Genomic DNA, 19,784 nt, shown 5'->3' with positions numbered 1-19,784 from the left:
GCCAGCGTTCGTCCTGAGCCAGGATCAAACTCTCCATAATAGAAAAGCTTAATTGTACTCATTGACTTGCTAGCGAGATTTTGCAATCTCATTTAATCGCTAATGCGATTGAATTTGCTGATGTACTTCATCCATTTGTTCAGTTTTCAAAGAGCTTTATTGCGTTACCGTTTAAAGCGTTAATGTGTCGCTCTTGCGGTGACAAGAACATATATTATCAGGTTTCAAAACGAATTGCAAGCATCTTTTTACATACATTATCTTACATCCTCTGAAATCCTGAATCTACTGCATTTCGGCGCCAAACATGCTGTTTTCCAAACAAATGCACGCCGCCGATCCAATCATCAATTCCATTCAACAATACATGGTCTTGTTTACCTGTGAGAACTAGTTTACCCATATCAGTTAACCTTACTCTCCAATTTTCGAATTGAAACGGTAAGGCCTCGCCGTATTTAGGGAACCTGTCTCCGCCAACAAGAAGGAGTAAGGGGTATTCACATGACCGAAGTTGTTCCAACATGCCCCAGAACTGCAAATCACCTAAACCAAATTCACTGGTTTTCCTGTTTATCTTTTGAAATAAAGATAGAACTACAACCTCTCCATCCTTAATTTCTTCAAGAATGAGCTGTTGTATACCATTCAAGCCATTATGCATAGAAGGATAACGCCCATAATTAGCCGTTAGAGCCCTTTTAAGAAATGGAAGCGCCGAAAGATCGTCCTCCATTAAAACAGATAGAGACAACGGCTCAGAGGCCGAATAGGCAGTCCACACCTTAACCGCAAGCGTGAGTTGATCCTCCGTTACTGACGACAATTCCCTGTACAGTTTAGAAATTTGATGGTCGACCATTTGATCGTACTGGATTAAGGATAATCGAATGGAACCTCTTGGCAGTACGGATAGGCGTGACAGCAAGTAACAAAGCATCAATTGGTCAAAAAGATCATGATCAAACCATAGGATAATTTCGTCCACTTCTCCCGAGAGCTCGTCCAACCTCATCTCCTGCAGGCGAGTATTGGACAGAAATATCTGCTCCGGTATGCTGTGCTTTTGGAACATATAGGAGGCCCTGAGAGTTAAAAGGACGCTATCGGACATTTGCATGCCAATAGGTCCTTCATATAAAGACTCGCGCCACACCACTATTTCGCCATCTATATTTGACGCACGAAGCTTATCTCCGAAAACGTCTCCGTTCACAATGTGCAAGTATTTCGGCATGGCGCAGCCCTCTTTTCAAAAATATTAAATCAACCTTCACCCAGCAGCTGCAAAAGCTCCTGTTCATCATCAATAATCCGTATGCCAAGCTCCTGTGCTTTGGTCAGCTTACTGCCGGCGCTCTCCCCCGCAATGACGATGTCCGTTTTCTTCGAAACGCTGCCGGTAATTTTGGCACCAAGAGCTTCAAGCTTCTTGGCGCATTCGTCACGCCCCATGGTGGAAAGCGTACCCGTCAGAACGACGGTTTTGCCAAAGAACGGACTATCCGGACTGGCCAGAACAGCCGCAGGCTCCTCCGCGATCGGGTTGACACCGGCAGCTAACATGCGCTCAATGCTGGACACCATCACAGGATCGCGGAAGAACGAATAAATACTCTCCGCGACAATGCCGCCCACATCGGGAAGTGTGATAAGTTCCTCCGGTGTTGCCGCCATAATCTGAGATAGGCTGCGGTAATGATCGGCCAGCACCTTCGTTGTCGTCTTGCCGGAGTTGGGAATCCCGAGCGCATACAGGAACGACGCGAGATCGCGAGTTTTGCTTTTCTCCAGAGCGCCCAAAAGGTTACGGGCCTTCTTCTCTCCAAAGCGGTCGAGCTTTACGAGATCGTCAAACTGCAGCGTATACAGATCCGCAGGATCATTGACGCCAAGCTCTTGGTGCAGCTGCGAGGCTGTCATCTCGCTGAAGAACTCAATGTCCATGGCATCGCGCGATGCAAAATGGGACATACGCCCAACGAGCTGCGGACTGCAGCCTAAACGATTCAAGCAGAATAGATGTGCACCACGCATCTCCAGCTCGCTGCCGCAGGAAGGACAGTGCGTCGGAGCGACAATTTCCCCACCGTCATTCTCCTCGGTCACTTTACCGAGAATTTCAGGAATGACGTCATTGGAGCGCCGGATGAAGACGAGGCTGCCCAAGGCATGCTTGAGGTTCTTGCGTTCGATGTCGCCGATATTGTTCAGCGTACAATTCTGTACGGTGACGCCAGCGAGATCAACGGCTTCAACACGGGCTAAAGGCGTGATTTTGCCGGTGCGGCCCACTTCCCATGATACGCTTTGCAGGATCGTTGTCGCTTCTTCGGCTTCAAACTTATACGCAATCGCCCAGCGCGGGAATTTCTCGGTATACCCGAGGACTTCGCGAGTCCTCATGTCCGTAAGCTTTACGACGCTTCCGTCAATGAGAAAGTCAAAGCTTGAGCGCTCTTCCGCGATCCGCTCCAACTCCACGCTTACCTCTTCGATCGTAGTGAAATATCGCGTGCGGTTGCTTATTTTGAAATGATTGTCCCGCAGAAACTGGACCATATCCGCATGATTTTGGAATTGGATATTGTCAGAGTAGCCAACATTATAGAAGAAAGCGTTCAACTTACGCTCTGCGGTCATTTTGGGATTCAGGTTGCGCAGTGCGCCAGCTGCCGCGTTACGGGCGTTCTTGAGCGGATCTGCGGCCGTTTGGTTGTATGCTTCAAGGACAGACAGGAACATCATGCCTTCGCCCTGCACTTCAATCGTCCCCTGATCGTAAGGAATTTCGAGCGGAATGGACTTAATCGTCTTGATCTGCGCCAAAATGCCCTCTCCCACCGTACCGTTACCACGTGTGGACGCTTGCGTGAGCTGTCCCCCCTCATAGGTAAGGTTAAGTGTAAGTCCGTCAAACTTTAATTCGACTACATATGTAGGGTCTGGTAACGGGGTTCCTGGGTTTTTGCTGTTGTAGTCAGCAATCAGCTTAAGTACGCGCGCATGCCAGGTTTGCAGATCTTCGGCATTTTGCGCTTTGTCCAAGCTCCATAGACGAGCTAGATGACGGTGTGGATCGAAACCCTTCAAAATACCGCCGCCCACACGCTGGGTCGGGGAAGAAGGCAGGATGGTCCCTGTCTCCTTCTCCAGCGCTGCTAATCGATCATATAAAGCGTCCCACTCGGCATCCGAAATTGTCGGCTGGTCGAGCGTATAGTAATTATGATTGTGCTTGTTAATTTCTTGGATGAGGGTTTTCATTGCCGCGATGGCATCTGTCATTACGGGCTCTTCCTCTCTAATGGGAAATGTGTATTCCAAGGCTGAAATGACCTGCCCCTACACTTTGGTAATCGGGGCGAACTTCGCCAGCAGGCGTTTTAGGCCCACAGGCGCCGGGAAAGCAATTTGCAGCTCGGTGTCGTCACCCGAGCCCTTCACGGACACGACGGTGCCGATGCCCCACTTGCCATGCGACACTTTGTCGCTGGCTTTGTAGTCCGGCACCGCGCCGCCTGCGGCAGGCTGCGGAGCTCGGAACGCAGGCGGCTTCACAGCCGCTGCAGGGCTTGGCGCAGCCGCGCCGGCACTTGGCCGTCCGAACGAAGACGGCGTGCCCCAGGCTGACGAGCCGGTGGAACCGCGGCTCGTAGAGGAGGCGGCGGCGCTGCCGCCTCCGCTGCTTCCCCACGAGCTGGTGCGGCCAGCTCGGGAAAAGCCCCCGCCGATGGAGCCTCCCATCGAGACCTTCTCCAGGAGTTCCGGCGGAATCTCCTGCAGGAATCGCGATGGCGCGTTAGCGGCGGTGCGGCCAAAAAGCGTGCGCATGCGCGCGCACGTGAGGAACAGCTCTTCCTCGGCGCGCGTGATGCCGACATAGGCTAGACGGCGCTCTTCTTCGAGCTCTTCGTTATCCGCAAAAGCCCGGCTGTGCGGGAAGACGCCTTCTTCCATCCCGATGATGAAAACAACCGGGAACTCCAGACCTTTGGCGCTGTGCATCGTCATCAGTACAACAGCGTCTTGTTCTTCCTCTGGTTTGTCTTTATCTAACGAATCGATATCGGCGATCAACGCCAAATCGGTCAGGAACGAAATGAGGGACTTGTCCTCATTGCGCTTCTCAAAATCCATGGTCACAGACAGGAACTCTTCGATATTTTCGAGACGAGCCTTAGATTCAATCGTATTCTCGCGCTGCATCTCCAAGCGGTACTGCGATAATTCCAACACTTTCTCGGTAAGCTCTGTTACGGATAAGTATTCAACCATCCGGTTCAGATTATCGATCATCTCCCGGAAATCGGCTAACGCATGCTTCGCCTTCGAGTTAATTTCCAGGACATCAATTTCCTCCAGCATAGCAAATAATGATATACCACGACGTGCCGCCATATCCGCGACTTTATCCATTGTGGTATCACCAATTCCCCGTTTCGGTACATTGACGATCCGATTCAAGCTGATATCATCGTCCGGATTGGAGATGAGACGCAGGTAAGCCAAAATATCTTTGATTTCTTTACGATCGTAGAACTTCACGCCGCCCACAATCGTATACGAAATGTCGGATTTAATGAGAATCTCCTCTATTACCCGTGATTGGGCGTTCGTCCGGTAGAGAATGGCATGATCAGCGAACTTTTTACCCTTGGACTTGTTCTTATTAATTTCACTTGTAATGAAATAGCCTTCTTCATGCTCAGTGTCAGCTTGAAATAGCTTGATGCCTACGCCGCCCTCTTTATCCGTCCACAAATTTTTGGGCTTACGGCCCGTATTATTAGCGATGACTTTATTGGCCGCCGTCAATATATTTGAGGTGGAGCGATAATTTTGCTCCAGAAGAATCGATGTGGCATCCGGGTAATCTTTTTCGAAATTAAGGATATTCGTAATGTCGGCGCCGCGCCAACGATAAATAGACTGATCGCTGTCCCCCACAACGCAAATGCGTTTGTGTTTGGCCGCAATCATTTGACACAGCATATACTGCGCTCTATTCGTATCTTGATACTCATCAACGTGGATATATTGAAATTTGTTTTGGTAGTAATCCAGAACCTCTGGAACTTCGTTAAACAAATGAATGGTTGCCATAATCAGATCATCGAAATCCAGGGAGTTGTTGCTTCTCAGCTTTTTTTGGTAGAGCGTATATATTTTCGAGGTCAGTCCGTCGAAGTAGTCACCGATTTTATCTTCAAATTGTTTAGGAGATATAAGTTCATTTTTGGCTGTAGAGATCGCCGCTTGAAATGCTTTGGGCTCGAACTTCTTCGTGTCAATGTTGAGTTCCTTGCAGCAGGCTTTAATCACTGAGAGCTGGTCGCCTGAATCCAGAATGGTAAAATTCGACGTAAAACCGATTCGTGTAATATCTCTACGCAACATTCTCACACACATGGAGTGAAACGTGGAAACCCAAATATCGCTCCCGCTCCCGCCGACCAACTTGCCCACACGCTCTTGCATCTCACGTGCCGCTTTGTTCGTAAACGTAAGGGCCAGGATGCTCCATGGCGCCGCTTTGCGGGTGCCGATCAGGTAAGCAATCCGATGCGTGAGCACGCGTGTCTTCCCGCTTCCCGCTCCAGCCATAATCAAAAGTGGACCGTCAACCGCTTCGACCGCTTTGCGCTGCTGGGGATTCAACCTTTTAATCGCATCTAAGATATTGACTGTCTCGTTCATTAAGTTACCTTCCTGTTCTATCAAAATTCACGTTCACTGTCCGAAGCGCCTGCTCCAGATCACTATAGATGATATTGCCTACGACAATGGTATCTGCCACTTCCGCCGCTTGCTGCGCTTTGGCTAAGCAGTCGATGCCGCCCCCATAAAATAAACGGGCATTCTCCAGTACTTGCCGCGTCCGTCTGACCAGTTCCATATCACCGAAGACACCACTGTATTCCAAGTATACAATTGGCATGTTAAATAACTTGTCCGCCATGCGCGCGTAAGCCGCCACATCCTTGGCATCCAAGTTCACACGAGCCTTCGTCAGCTTCGCAGCCGCAGCTTCGCCATTGAGAATCACATAGCCCTCCGCCACGATTTCATCCCAATTCAACAACGAGCCGTACTCCTTCAACGCTTCATGATGCTGCCCGACGATCCAATTCGGATCTTCTGCATTCAACACCACCGGTATGAAAAAAAGATCGAACCCGGGGACGATAGCCTCTTGGTTGGAAATCTCTAGTACACAAGGCAGTTCATACTGGCGAATCCGGGCCATGAGATCCACCGTGTTATCAAACGTTACACCTGTTGAGCCTCCAACCATAATCGCATCCGTTCCCGACTGACAAATGAGATCAAGCGCCTCATCAGAAATGTCTCGATCCGGGTCCAGCTTAAAAACATGTTTCCACTTCCGTATATCGACGATCAATTGTTTCCCTCCGATTGGGCGGCAAAACTGCCATACTATCAACAGTCTATGCTACGCATTCGGGTGTGTCAAATGACAAAAGACGGGCTATTTGCCCGTCTTTTCTAAGAATATGCTTGCAGCGTGTTCAGATCTTCACCCGAGCTTGTTTTCCGCCCAAATACGCACAAATGTTCCCTCTTATTTCACTTCAATATTAAGAATTTTCTCGACATTTAGATCCTTGTGGTCATTTTGCTGAAGCTCAAGCCGGATCTCATGCTTACCGGCGGCTAAGTTGTTTAGCGTTAACGGTCCTGTTTTGCCAATCATAGCCTTCTGCTTACCGTCAACGTACAGATGCAGATGTCCTTGACCCTGTACATTCGCTTTGTCCATACTCTCGCTGGATAACTGGAAATTCGTTGTTTGGTACGTAATGGTGACATTTCTGCCATCCACTTTAGACACTTGTGCGTCAATGGCCGGTTTAGCGTTTGAAGTCACTGTTTTCACACTGCTTTCTGCTTGAGCTCCTGCCACTGTTGCTACTTTGGGACCTGCACCAGTAGAACTTATGACTTCCTCTTTAGAACCGCACGCTGTTGTCACCGCTCCAAGTAATATCAAAGTAGCTGCGCCGTAAACCCATGTTTTTTTCATCAGCTCTACTCCCTTTTCCCATAAGTTTGGACATCCATGTTCCTTATATATGTGTGACAAGCTGGTTCCATACCAGGATTGTGAGAAAAGCGGGACAAAATAAATAAAAAATAATTTGGGTTCAGAAAAAAACGAAGACGCCCTAAGCTAAGCGCTGCGGACGTCTTTTGAGATGAGGGAGTATGTTAAAAGCTATATTTGCTGCCCTCGTGTTGTTTGTTCATGTAAGAGCTCTCGCCTGTCACATTAGAGGATTGGCGGGAAGCGATGCTTGGATTAGCCGCTTTGCCCGTCATGCCAGCGTTGTCTGATGCTCCGTAACCAGATGATGCCGCATAGCCTTGGGAATAGCCATAGCTCGTTTGGCCGTAGCCTTGATGGTCTTGCGTATTTGGCTGCCCTTGCCCACTCGTGTAGGAGGATTGGTGTTGATTAGTTGATCCGTATCCTTGCCCCTGATTGTTATGCACGGCATTCGGATACTGGGTCGTATTTATCATTGGTTGGATAGCTGCCTGATGTAAGCCCGCGATTTGGTTCTGCTGCTGGCTTTGCGTCTGCTGGTACTGACTTTGGGAGTACTGCTGCGTGATCCCCGTCGGCTCCTGTTGTTGGTAGCTCATGGTTGGCGAATGACTCAAATTTTGCTGCACGAAAGACTGCAGCTGGGCTGCGGTCTGGCTTTGTTTCTGCAACTCCTGTTGAAGTTGCTGCTGATCAGCCGGTTGAACCTCATAGTAACCGAGTTTCTGAATTTCTTGAAATAATGTCGCATGACATTGAAGTGTCTTTGACAGTAAAGTTTGAAACGTCTGTTTAATTTGGGGATTAACGGCCTCTGTTACCGCTGTTGTGTACTCCCCTGCACTGCGTTTCAGCTCGGATAGAACTAAATTAGCAAGGTCCTGCTCTTGCAAGTGAACCTGTTGCTGCTGCTGTTGTTGGTATGGATTTTGTTGATACATGCTTCTTGCACCTCCTCTATGAACGTGTTAGTGGGTCAAGCCTGATTGCTGCTGCAGCGTGTTGATGAGGATGCTGACGCTTTGGAGCCGTTCCTGGGAAAGCTGGGACATGGCTTGCTTCAATGATTGACTTTGGCTGCCAACAGAAGCGTGTACGCATAGCTTTGCTAACAAATCTTCGTTCTTCAACGTATCCGATAGGTACGAGAGCTCTTTGCCGGTAATGGTTTGGTTCCCTTGATTGTTGTACATATGAATGTTACCCTCCTTTCCATTCCTTCTTTGTAGGTTTCCCAAAATATGCCGTTTTATGTCATTTGGTAAAAAAAACCTTTGAAATCCCCTCAAAATGAAGACATAAAAAGGCCCCGCCACAGCGATCATTTCACTGTAGGGGGCCATCTTTTCTATGAGGCGGGCTGCGCCGGCTTACCGGCATATGCATCCGCTAATTTCTGAATGTCTGCAACCGGAAGCTGGTAGGACCATGCCCCGCCCTGCTTAGCCAGCCAGACTTGATCCTGACTCACCTTACCTTCATAGACCTCGGTGACGTCTTTGCCGTCCACGGACAAGCCAAGCTCGACTTTGAGCTCGCCGCCTGCCGTCGGCTTCTGAGCCAGTGGCTGCGGCAGCTCCGTGCTGTGCAGGAAGACCAGTTCATCCAGCAGAGGACTCGCATCGGCGCCTTTTAGCTCCTTATCGCCAAGCTTCCAGTTCGCTTCAGCTGCGACCTTGTCCTTGTCTGTTTTGGTAAGTGTCCAGGTCTGACCTTTCCAAGTGACCTTCACCGACTGAACCTTGTCGTTCTCGATTTTGAACGGGCTCGTTTCAGCGAAATCGACCGGAGCCTTGTTCAGTGAAGACAGCGTTTGATCACTGACTTGATACACGGCTGGAGAACCTTCTACCTGAACGTAGGAGAAGCCTTCAATTGGCAGGGCAGTTCCGACCAACAGCCCTTTCTTGGAGCCGTCCTTCATCGTGACCTCATAGGTGCCAACAGGCTTATCTAAGCCATAGTTGGCTAAGTTGCTTGCCTGCTCTTCAACGACTTTGGTGGAAGTAACCAAACCAATGGCATCCAACCATGAATCTATCTGATTCGTATTCATTGGCGCTGCAGTCGGTTTTTTCATCTCCCAACCGCTATCTGTGCGGCTCAGATCAATTTGCTGCTCTTCGGTTTTCACCGAAAGCGCCTGTACGTCTTCCTGTTTCAGCGTGAGGAGGGTTTTCGGTTCTTCTTTTTTCTCTTGAAAGAAGTCTTTGCTCGAAGCGTACCAGAAACCGCCGATACAAATAACCACTAACAGAATCGTAGGAATAAACCGTTTCATCCTCTTCTCCTCCTCCACCAGATCAAGCCGCCGATGACTAAGAACAAGAGAGGCAAGAACACGATTGTGACTAAGAAAATCATATTCGCCTGGCTAGGCGTAATCATCGCTTGCTGGAACGCATCCCCTTGACGCGGACGGATCGTAATTTGATCCTTCTGCTCCTGCAACCAGCCGATACTGTTCATGGCAAAATCCTTGTTACCTTGGTTCTGAATGTCCTGATCCAGTACGAACGTAGAACCGCCCAGAATAACAGCTTTAGGTTTGTTATCCTTGTTCGAAATCGCGTACCCCAAATTCAGCGGTCCTTTGACATCCGTTGCATCCTGTTTCGTTTTGGACTGCGCAAGAAGGTTGATATCTGTTTCGCCATAAGCTTTATCAGTCGTCTTCAACAGTAGAGATTGTGTGTAATCCGGCGCACTCGTATCTGCATTCAAGCTAACCGCCAGCGACAGCATCGTAACGAGATTATTGCTGGAAAGCTTATTGGTAATATCATGTGGACCGTAGTCCGGAATGATCGTTAACGGATCATACAACGAAGTTTGCTTAGGCTCAATCGCAATCGCGTGTTGATCCTGGATACCATAAGTTTTCATAATGGCATCGATATTTTTCCACTTGGTCGCCATATCTTTATCAAAGCCCAGCGCCATGTAGATTTTGCCTTTATCCTTCAAATAAGCCTGAATCAGCTCTGCTTCTTTATCGTTCAAGTCGTTTTGTGGCCCAAGCAGCATAAGCATCTGCGCATCATCCGGTATTTTGCCTTCCACGTAAAGATTGAGATCTTTCACCGTGTAATTAGCGGCTTCCAGACTGCTTTTCAAAATCGTCATTGCATTCAACGGATATTCTTGATGACCGGAAAGCAAATAGACCGTGTGCTTCTCAGTAGACGTTAAGCTAGTAATCGCTTGTGTGAACTTCTCTTCCCCAGAGAACGTATAAGATCCATCCTGCTGGCCTACGAACAACTCGTAGAAATTCACGTTCTGTTTCTTGGTGCCCATTTCAAAAACGAGCGTACCGCCTTGATCAACGCCATATTGCTTAGCCATAGACGGCTGTTTTAACATATCGTATTCGTCATACGTAATTTTGCCGGTTTGCTTTTTGTATTCTTGAATCATATCCGTGACTTGTCGTGTCACAAATTCATTGTTGTCTCCACTGTTCGTGAAAGCAATAATGTGAATATCTTGATTTAAACTTTTAAGCGTGTTGACCGTTTGCTCCGAAAGCGTGAAATTTTTGTTTTTCGTCAAATCGACCTGAAAGCCTTTCAGCGAGTGAAGGAAAATGGTCAGAATGATGAAAATACCGATCACCGCGATGGATAAAACTGTCGCATTCGTTCCCCGTATCCACTTGTTCATCCCGCTCACCTCCAACGCTTTCTTTCAAGGACTTGTATGCTAAGAACGAGAAACACAGCGGTCAATGTGACATAAAAGAGGATGTCGCCGCCATGCAGAACGCCTTTTTGCAGGTTCGACAAATGGCTTGTCAAGGAGAATTGACCAACATAATCCTTCAATTTGCCTGTCATGCTGGAGCTAACCCAATCAAGCAGCCACAACAAAAGCAAAATCACAAAACCGGTAATACCTGCAACCATCTGGTTGTTAGAAAGGCTTGATGCGAATAAACCGATGGCCATCATCGCACAGCCCAGTAGGAACATGCTCAGATAAGACAGCCATAACACAGGCTTATCCATCTCACCAAAGGTGGACATAATGAGCGGATAAATCAAGGAAATCGCCACAAGCCCTACCTGTACGATAAAAGCGGACAAATACTTGCCTACCACTATTTCGCCAATGCCTGCAGGTGACGTTAGCAGAAGCTCGTCCGTACCCTGACGGAATTCATCTGCAATCAGACGCATCGTCAATAAGGGGATAATAAACAAATACACGAATGAGGTATTGCCTACAACGGAACGCGCATCAATAATCGGCGGCTGGCCGCTTACAAAGTTGATGTAGAAGAAGAAACTCGAAAGCAGCACATAGAAGGCGAAGGCTACATAAGCAACTGGCGAAAAGAAATACATCTGCAGCTCTTTCGAGCAGATCGCCCAGATTTTACGCATCGGTGTCTACCTCCTCTTCCGATTTGCCGCCCTCTTCGGCGGGCTCGTCCGTCGTCAGCTTGAGGAAGATATCCTCTAAGCTGAGGCTTTCCCGCTTCATCTCGAGAATCGGATAGCCGGCGCCGGCCAGGCGGAAGAACAGATCCTCCCGGATGTCTGAGCGATCTGCGGATGTAACGAGCAGCTTCACGGACTCTGCTTCAGGCAACTCTGTTGCCGTATCCGCTTCAGCCTCAGCGGCTGCTTCCACTGCCGGAATTCCAGCCGAAGCATCGAGCTCCTTGACCGACGCAACGGTTTCCAAGCTGCGCAGCTCGGTCAAAATCCGCTCGCGAGGTCCCTTGACCTCGAGCGACACCTCGAACGTCTCGCCCATCGTGCGGCCGAGATTCTCAGGACGCTCGTCGAGCACGACGCGTCCTTGGTTAATAATGAGAACGCGGTTACAAATCGCGTTAATTTCTGGCAAAATGTGCGTGCTCAGCAGCACAGTGTGATTTTCGCCCAGCTCATGAATCAGCTGGCGGATCTCGATGATCTGCTTGGGATCGAGGCCTGACGTAGGCTCGTCCAGAATAAGCAGATCCGGTTGGTGCAGAATCGCCTGCGCGAGGCCCAAGCGCTGCTTATAGCCTTTGGACAGGGAGCGAATAATTTGCTTCTCGCGACCTTGCAGACCGAGCTTGTCTATGGCTTCGCCGACACGCAGTTTTTGCTCCCGTGCCGGTACATCGCGAAGATTCGCGATAAAGCGCAGGTACGATTGTACCGTCATCTCCGGATAGAGCGGCGGTGTTTCCGGCAAGTAGCCGATTTTGCGGCGTGCTTTCTTCGGGTTGTCCGCCATGGAATGACCATCCACCAAGATTTGGCCGTGTGTCGGGTTTAAGTACCCCGTGATCATGCGCATTGTCGTTGTTTTGCCAGCACCGTTGGGCCCTAAAAAGCCGACGATCTCGCCGCGCTGCATCGAGAAGTCGATGTTATGTACGCCGCGATCATTTTCGTACAGCTTGCTGACTTGTTTGACCTCAAGCATCCAAGATCCCCCATTCATTCTTTCGTTCATACTAACCATCATCACTATACCCGTGGAACAATAAACCAACCTTAAGCAAATCTGAAAAATACATTAAAAAATTGTGTCCAAATTGTGAACGAATTAAGCCTTTTAGGTCTAAATTCGAGCAGGAAAGAGTGAAATTTAATTTAAATGCAGATTTAGGGGGAACTAGAGAACTATAGTCCGGTATTTTTACGAAGGGTTTTTGATGGCCGAGGGGAACTGTAGGGCTGGATTCTAGCTCACTATGAGGAAATAGCGGTCCCGTTGGACTAGTATTTCTCTGCTGTAATGGTGTTTTTCAACGTTAACTTAAGCTAAATTGGGAAATTGTAAACGATAACGCTGTAAAACATTGCTTAACTGCAGGGAGAGGACTCTCTCTACTACCTGTAGTTCTCTGCTGTAACGATGTTTCTTGACGCTAACGTAAGTTAAATGAGCAATTTGTCCACGACAAAGCTGTAAAACATGCTAAAAAGAGCGCGTTTCGCACACATAGCGCCCTGTAGTTCATCAACGCACGTTGGAGACGGATATGTTGAGGAGATCAGTAATTAGAGGTGGGAATTAGCATCCCCCTCAATAGCTTAGCTTGTTTAGTTAGGAGCGTGCTATCAGCCACTTTGGACGTGCTGAGAGAGCGGTAACGCTAAAGATCAGCGTGACTACGCTACATTGTGGAGTGGGCCGCTTAGCCAGCACATCGAAGTAAGGTTAAGTTGCTGCCCGGCCATCTTTGAGGAACTACAGTCCGCTATTTATGCAATAAGTAGAGTTTTTGCTGGCTGAGGGGAACTACAGGGCTTTATTTCTCGGAATTAAGCAGAATTCTAGCCCAATATGAGAAATAGCAGACGCTAGTTCCCTCCAGTTGGGTAAAATGGCGAGTTTCGCAAACATAGTGGCCTGTAGTTCCTCCAAAGTACGAGGGAGAGAGTTAAGTTAGGTAGGCAGTAATTGGAGGCGGGATCCGCATCCCCAAACACCCCCGAGGCACGCCCCTTCTCGCAGCGCGCATGAGAAACTGAGAAACTTCACTCCTCCAACCCCACAAGGATAAACGACTTCATCGTCCTTTTAGAACAAGCGCGTTGATGCTAAGCAAAAGTAAAAAACTAATACTTACTTATTCTACTAAAGAAAAAGCCATAAACGCTCAGCGTCTATGGCTCTCCATCCTATATCAACTCAACTTGCTTTATTTCACCAATTGACCGCGTGTAACACCCAACTGATTCGTGGCTTTCAGGGAACGCCACACTTGCGTACCGCTAATTTCACCGTTAATCGCACGGCGGTACAAGCCTAGGATTTCATTTACCTTATCCGGCGTCTCTTCAAGAAACTCCACGCGGAAGGAACGAATGCCCAGATCCATGAAATGGTTCAAATATTCCGCACCGGATTGATCGACGGCATTATAAACCGTGTTGCGGCAGCCTTCATCTACGCGCACCGGATGCGACATACCTACCCGGTCCTGCAAGGACACATGGTGATCTTCACAAGGACGGCCGCAGTTCGTAAAGTCCGTGCCTTCGCTCAAGAACGTGCAGTACACACAGTGCTCCGTGTGGAACATCGGCATATGCTGATGAATCACAACTTCCAGCTTGGAAGTTTCAGCGCGGCGAAGCAAATCGACCATTTGTTGAATGTTCAAATCGTAAGAAGGCGTAACCTTCGACAGACCTGCTTCCAAGAACATGGAGGCTGTTTTGTGGTTAGCTACATTCAAAGAGAAATCACCGATTAGCTGCGGCTTAGGTCCATTCGGATGCTCCAGCTGATGCTTCAGGAAGAAGTAAGCTGCGCCTGTATTCCGAATAAGCACAGCATCAGGGTTAAGCTTAAGAATATTGTTAAAATAGCCCGTTTCCCCCGGCATATGAATTCTCGGCGTTGCCAAGGCGATTTTGCGCCCGGCCGCATGCACGGCTTCAACAGCCGCAGGGAACTGCTTAATAAATTCGAAGTCTGCGTAGATCAATTGGACGTCATCCGTTTCGAGCACGGCCTTCACTTGATCCAGGTTACGGCAAAGTGCTGTAAGGTGCACCCCGCTGCGATCCGCCAACGACAACGCAGGCGCTTGCCCAGCGGCTTGACGCTCTGCAGCCGGCTGAGGCACGTCGTCATAGACGCCGATCTCACGCTTCATGTACGCACGCGGCTTCTGCCGCTCGTCTTCCATGAGCTCAACCGCGCTGCGGCGCATAGCGTTAAGCTCGCGCATCGGAACGATCAGCTCCCCGTTCAACTGCACATCCAACTCGCTCAGCGCATAAATCGTGCCGCCAAGGCGACCGAACTGCTCGGAGAAGAGCTGCTCGTCCATCGGTCTTTTCTCCGCGCGGACAAGCGGAAGCTCGGATTGTACGAAGACCGTATGGCCGCCCTGTACATCGGTCCACCAGCTTTTCAGCGGCTCGCCTTCTGTGCCGGTAATCTTAATGCTAACCGGGAACGTCCGGTAAGGCTTATCGGTCTCGAACGTCTGACGCAGACGTTTGTCCAAATGCGGATCGTTCGTCTTCCAGATCCGATCCCCAACGTGCAGACGGCTGAGATCCACATCATTGCGTCCCGCAATGATTTCGATGATGCCGCCCTCGGCCTCGCCTTCGATTTTCTCGCCTTTGCGGCGCAAATCGTAGATACGTCCGCCCTCTTCCTTCTTCGTCGGATCTCCGGCGTCGAAAACAATACCGTCCCCGCGCTTGATCGGAGCTTCAAGCTCACACACCACGCCGTCGCGCAAAATTTGCTTCACGCGGCCCACAAACACCCCGCGGCTCTTCGGAAATGTGCCATCGACGAGCTGTTTATTGTTGGTTCCGTTCAAGAAACCAACTGTAAAGCCACGCGAGAAGCTTTGCTGCAGCTCGCGAACTTCTTCTTTCGACGGACGAGCATCCTGGCCTTCGAAATAACGGTCGATCGCGCTGCGGTACTTGCTCACGACGTTAGCCACGTATTCAGGGGTTTTCAAGCGCCCTTCAATTTTAAAAGAACAAACGCCTGCTTCAATCAATTCAGGCACAATTTCAATTGCGGCCAGATCCTTCGGCGACAATAAATACGCCACATCGCCCATCGGCTTTTGCACGCCGTCAATCATCAAATCATACGGCAAGCGGCATGCCTGCGCGCACTCTCCACGGTTAGCCGAACGGCCTCCCCACATTTCGGAGGTCAAACATTGGCCCGAGTAGGACACGCAAAGAGCGCCATGCACGAACACTTCCATCGGAAGTTTCGCTTGATCTCCGATTTGTTTAATTTGTTTCAAATTATTTTCGCGACCCAAAACAACACGTTCAATATCGAAAGGCTTCGTAAATTCAACGGCTTCAGGCGATGTAATCGTCATCTGCGTGGAACCGTGAATCGGGAAGTCCGGGGAAATTTCACGAATCATTTTCACAAGACCAAGATCTTGTACAATAACCGCATCAACACCAGCATCGACACAAGCTTCAATCAACTGCTTTGCCTCGCTTAGCTCTTCCTCAAATACTAGAATGTTAAAGGTCAGAAAGCCCTTAACGCCATATAAATGAAGGAACGACATAATATCCGGCAGCTCCGCCATCGTGAAATTATGCGCGCGCGCTCTAGCATTAAATTTCTCCACACCAAAAAACACGGCATCCGCCCCATTGGCAACAGCCGCTCTCAAACAATCCCAATCCCCCGCAGGGGCCAATAATTCTATATCTTCTCTGCGTATCGTACGCATGGCAGCAAATCCTTTCAATAATAGATCCTCGGGTAACCCTCAAAGTCTTCTCTTTAGTGTAACAGAAACGATAGGTAGGAATCTAGGGCACAAGCAATTCCAAACCCAGCCAATATCCGACAGCCTCTGCGCAATTCCCAAACCTTACCTGCATGCAGGGTAACCCTTTAAAAGTTAACAAACTTACCCATGAATGCTATAATGTCAAGGATAGTGACCTTTTTAGCAATCGAGGGATCCTTTTGGTTTTGTCGAAAATACGCATTTTAAAAATTGTTCTCGGACTAGGCCTCGGTTTCCTATTGGTAGTGGGCCTGCTTCTATTTTTGCCAAAAATAGAGGAAACCAAGCTTCTCTATGCAACAAGTGGAGATTCTTATGATACGGCAGCTTATGGAAACTTTGAACAGACCTTGCAGGCTGGCATTTCCATCGATAAACGAAAGCTAGCAGCTCTATCCGCTAGTAAGCTAAAAGCTTACGATGCAATTTATCTGGACCCTGCCCTAGCTCAAGATGCCGCATGGACGGAACAAACAGCGAAGCTTACAAGTTATGTGAAACAAGGCGGACATTTGCTAGCCGAAAATGGGTTTGCAGCCCGCTTACCGCTTGATTTCCTTGGTGCTGCAGAGCTCGTTGACTTGCAAAACGTGCCGCTTGCGAGTCTTGGTGCACCACAATTGGCTGCAAATGCGCTAAGCCTCAGCTATCCTAAGGTTTCTATGAATCTGCAAGGCTTGCAGGCAACCTTTCAATTGTTTAGCGAAAGCTACCTCAAGCATCACACGATGGAAGACCTTCCAGGCTTTCATATGGGGTATGGCTTCGTTCCGTCCACAGGGCAGACCCTTGTCGCGATGAATGTGTCCGGCAAGCCTGTTTCGTTGGTTTTGCAGAACCGTGTAGGGAAAGGCACCGTGCTGATCTCCAGCAACTTTCTGCCTAACCGCTACTTTCCAACCGGATACGATATGCAAAGCGGCGCAGACCCAGGCTTAGGCTTCGCTCAGTTGGCTGCCAAATATCAAGCCACAGGCAAGTCGACTCCGGGGACGACTTACTTCAATAAAAGGGCTTTGCCGCTTGATCCTTACTTTAACTTTGATTTTGCGGCAGCCAACATGCAGTATCGCAGTGAGCTGCTCTCTTATGTGGCAAAGGAGACACTAGGCTACAGCGTGCGTAAAATCCTTGGCCCTTACGGCAGACCTGCCATGGCTTTTCAGAATCACTTTGAAGCGATGCCGGCCATTCAACAAAAAGACGGCATTGCCTGGGCAGAGGAACTCAAAAAGTATAACGAGATTCCCTCGTTCACCCTCGTGCGCAATGCCTTCTATTGGGGGCAGTGGCGCGAGAGCTTGACGGTGCAGCTCAATACCGGGACGAACGCACAGCCGAAATTCGTCGGCGAGCTGCCCGGCTCGGGCTACGCGAGCGGCCTGCACGTGATGTCTGCCGGCAAGCCGCTGCGCCAGGCGCTGTTCCCGCAATATCGCGATCTGTCGAGCGCGATTGAACTGCCTTACCGCGCGTACCCGGCCGCCGCGGACCTGAACGGCGACGGCCGCACCGACGTGCTGGCCGGCAGCTCGGATGGATTCGTGTACGTCTACACGAATCAAGGGGCTGATACGGCGGCATACGCCAGCGAGCCGCCGCCTGAGGGCTTAGCGCTGCCGGACACGTTCGGCGCGCCTACAAAGCTGCTGCTGGAGTCCGGCACGCCGCTCCAGCTCAGCCCCTACAGTGCCGTTCACGCTGCAGACGTGAACGGGGATGGCCGCCCGGACCTCGTCGTATCTGACGAGTCCGGTGCCGTGTATGAATTGCCGCAGCTCGCTAGCGGCAGGTTTGCGAAGCCCGCGGCTGTACGCGCGGGCGGGAAGGCGCTGCAGCTACCCGCAGGGCCTGCAGCGCCGCTCGTCGCCGATATGGACGGCGACGGCAAGCTCGACCTCGTCCTAGGCGGAGCCGATGGACGAGTATGGCTCTACAAGGGCAGCAGCTCAGCGGCCCTTGCCCTAGAAGCCGGCAGCGAGATTCTCGCGCTGCCGGGCAACGCTGCGTACGCTGCGCCGGCCGCCCGCGACATGAACGGCGATGGCCGGCTCGATCTCATAGTCGGCAGCAGCGACGGGGACCTGCAGGTGTATCTGCAAAGCACCGGAGGTGCTTGGACGAGTGCCGGTCCCCTGGAAGGCACAACCTTAAACCAAGTCGGCAATCACGCTTTGGTTGCCGGACACAACTCGGTTCCGCTATGGCTGGATCTCAATCACGACGGCAAAGACGATCTTATCGTCGGAGGCATCGAATTCGGATCCCCTGTTGCGATTGATGATCCGCAGTTTCCTTATCAAGCCGAACTGAAGGAATTCATCCAATATGCTCGTGATAACTATCTAGACTTAGATCCACACATATTTGTACACAATTTTAAAAGCGCTGAACAGGAACAAGCCGAGCTCGCCCTTCATAAGCAAGCTTTCGCCAAGTTGGGCATTCCTTGGCTGCATCCCGGCACCAATCAGCACACATGGCGCGTCAATAATGAAGATCATCAGCAAACACTGCGAAGCGAGGAACAGAACGGAATGTGGTATAACTTCGGCTTCCTGCCTTCGGAATCACCCGTTATTTCCCGTCCTGAGTCGATATGGTCGCTGCCTTTCCTGCTTCAAGACAAGCAGGGCAGCACGGAACGTACGATGCTGATACATACGCCGACACCGGTGCTGCGAACAGGCGACTATGCCACGACAGATGTGTTTGACTCGATGGTGAAGCTGGATATGCCGATTGATTATTTCGAACACATCGAGTACCATTTTCCCGTACCATCCAAAGTTGCTGAGTTAACTCAATTCGCTGACTATTTTGACAAGCTTCGCACGAAGCATGATTATAATTTTATGACCGAGAAACAAATGGCTAAATCCTTCCTAACCGCGATGAAAAGCGAAGTTCGGATCAGCCAGTCATGGGCCTTTTATTTATGGGACAGACTCAAAGATCGTTTAGCCGGCGGCAGCCCGCATTTCCATGCGACTTTGACACCGAATGCTAAGGATGTGCCTTCCTTGGCCGGTGAATATGCCCAGACACTCGGGGTCGTCGTGGAGAAGGGCGAGAAACTGGCCTTATACTCCCTGCAAAGCGATTCAGATGCTTACACAACGATAGACAATCGCTTCTATGTCGGACTGGCTAAGCCATCGGCTATCGGTATTGCGCCGGCTCGAGAACGACTGCATATTGTGCGTGCTAATGTTCCTTTTGAGCTGACTGAGCAAGGAACAACCCGCCATTTGGAGCTGAAAGCAGCCGGCTTGCAGCAAGTAAAACTTTTCAGTCCTGTAGAGCTTGAATTCACGGGCGATGCAAAGATCGATTACGACGCTGCGAACCATCTATACACCATTACCCGATATGGGGACATAACAACTATAACGTTCACCAACAAAGCATAGTGATACTTTCTGCTTTTAGGCAGCATTACATTTCAATTAA

The 19,784-nt window shown here is 49.8% G+C and carries 13 protein-coding genes; 1 reads left to right on the top strand and 12 read right to left on the bottom strand.

Features of this window, described 5'->3' with window-relative positions:
- Nucleotides 1–262 precede the first annotated feature (262 nt).
- The 12 genes from J2Z65_RS24850 to J2Z65_RS24795 form a co-directional block, all read right to left on the bottom strand.
- A complete protein-coding gene (locus J2Z65_RS24850; RefSeq protein ID WP_167055053.1) occupies nucleotides 263–1,237 on the bottom strand; it encodes a DUF1835 domain-containing protein in 975 nt (324 codons plus the stop codon).
- A gap of 29 nt (nucleotides 1,238–1,266) precedes the next feature.
- Nucleotides 1,267–3,288 carry an NAD-dependent DNA ligase LigA gene (ligA, locus tag J2Z65_RS24845; protein WP_167055055.1) on the bottom strand — a complete coding sequence of 674 codons (2,022 nt, stop codon included), beginning with the start codon at nucleotides 3,286–3,288 and terminating at the stop codon, nucleotides 1,267–1,269.
- A gap of 57 nt (nucleotides 3,289–3,345) precedes the next feature.
- Nucleotides 3,346–5,700, bottom strand: coding sequence for a DNA helicase PcrA (pcrA, locus tag J2Z65_RS24840; RefSeq protein WP_167055057.1), 2,355 nt, complete (start codon nucleotides 5,698–5,700; stop codon nucleotides 3,346–3,348).
- Nucleotides 5,701–5,704: 4 nt separating this feature from the next.
- Nucleotides 5,705–6,406, bottom strand: coding sequence for a heptaprenylglyceryl phosphate synthase (gene pcrB / locus J2Z65_RS24835; RefSeq protein WP_167055059.1), 702 nt, complete (start codon nucleotides 6,404–6,406; stop codon nucleotides 5,705–5,707).
- Between the two features lie 180 nt (nucleotides 6,407–6,586).
- Nucleotides 6,587–7,048, bottom strand: coding sequence for a DUF6130 family protein (locus J2Z65_RS24830; protein ID WP_167055061.1), 462 nt, complete (start codon nucleotides 7,046–7,048; stop codon nucleotides 6,587–6,589).
- A 185-nt stretch (nucleotides 7,049–7,233) separates the two neighbouring features.
- Nucleotides 7,234–8,013: a spore coat protein gene (locus J2Z65_RS24825; protein WP_167055063.1), complete on the bottom strand. Its 780-nt coding sequence runs from the start codon at nucleotides 8,011–8,013 to the stop codon at nucleotides 7,234–7,236.
- 27 nt (nucleotides 8,014–8,040) lie between these two features.
- Nucleotides 8,041–8,265: a hypothetical protein gene (locus J2Z65_RS24820; protein ID WP_167055066.1), complete on the bottom strand. Its 225-nt coding sequence runs from the start codon at nucleotides 8,263–8,265 to the stop codon at nucleotides 8,041–8,043.
- Nucleotides 8,266–8,420: 155 nt separating this feature from the next.
- A complete protein-coding gene (locus J2Z65_RS24815; protein WP_167055068.1) occupies nucleotides 8,421–9,353 on the bottom strand; it encodes a DUF4340 domain-containing protein in 933 nt (310 codons plus the stop codon).
- Entirely contained in the window at nucleotides 9,350–10,738 is a 1,389-nt protein-coding gene (locus J2Z65_RS24810) for a GldG family protein (protein ID WP_167055070.1), read from the bottom strand. Before J2Z65_RS24810 ends, J2Z65_RS24815 begins: the two co-directional genes overlap by 4 nt.
- Nucleotides 10,739–10,743: 5 nt before the next feature.
- Nucleotides 10,744–11,460, bottom strand: a complete 717-nt coding sequence (locus tag J2Z65_RS24805) for an ABC transporter permease subunit (protein ID WP_167055072.1) — start codon at nucleotides 11,458–11,460, stop codon at nucleotides 10,744–10,746.
- Entirely contained in the window at nucleotides 11,453–12,499 is a 1,047-nt protein-coding gene (locus J2Z65_RS24800; protein ID WP_167055323.1) for an ABC transporter ATP-binding protein, read from the bottom strand. The genes J2Z65_RS24805 and J2Z65_RS24800 overlap by 8 nt, the downstream gene beginning before the upstream one ends.
- 1,225 nt (nucleotides 12,500–13,724) lie before the next feature.
- Entirely contained in the window at nucleotides 13,725–16,268 is a 2,544-nt protein-coding gene (locus tag J2Z65_RS24795) for a U32 family peptidase (RefSeq protein ID WP_167055074.1), read from the bottom strand.
- A gap of 248 nt (nucleotides 16,269–16,516) precedes the next feature.
- Between J2Z65_RS24795 and J2Z65_RS24790 the strand changes: the two genes are divergently transcribed.
- Nucleotides 16,517–19,744 carry an FG-GAP repeat domain-containing protein gene (locus J2Z65_RS24790; RefSeq protein ID WP_240159594.1) on the top strand — a complete coding sequence of 1,076 codons (3,228 nt, stop codon included), beginning with the start codon at nucleotides 16,517–16,519 and terminating at the stop codon, nucleotides 19,742–19,744.
- Nucleotides 19,745–19,784: the final 40 nt, after the last annotated feature.

Origin of the sequence: Paenibacillus aceris (assembly GCF_017874035.1) — a bacterium.
GTDB lineage: Bacteria > Bacillota > Bacilli > Paenibacillales > NBRC-103111 > Paenibacillus_E > Paenibacillus_E aceris.
The sequence above is the reverse complement of the archived record's forward strand: the minus strand, read 5'-3'. Positions and strand labels throughout refer to the sequence as shown.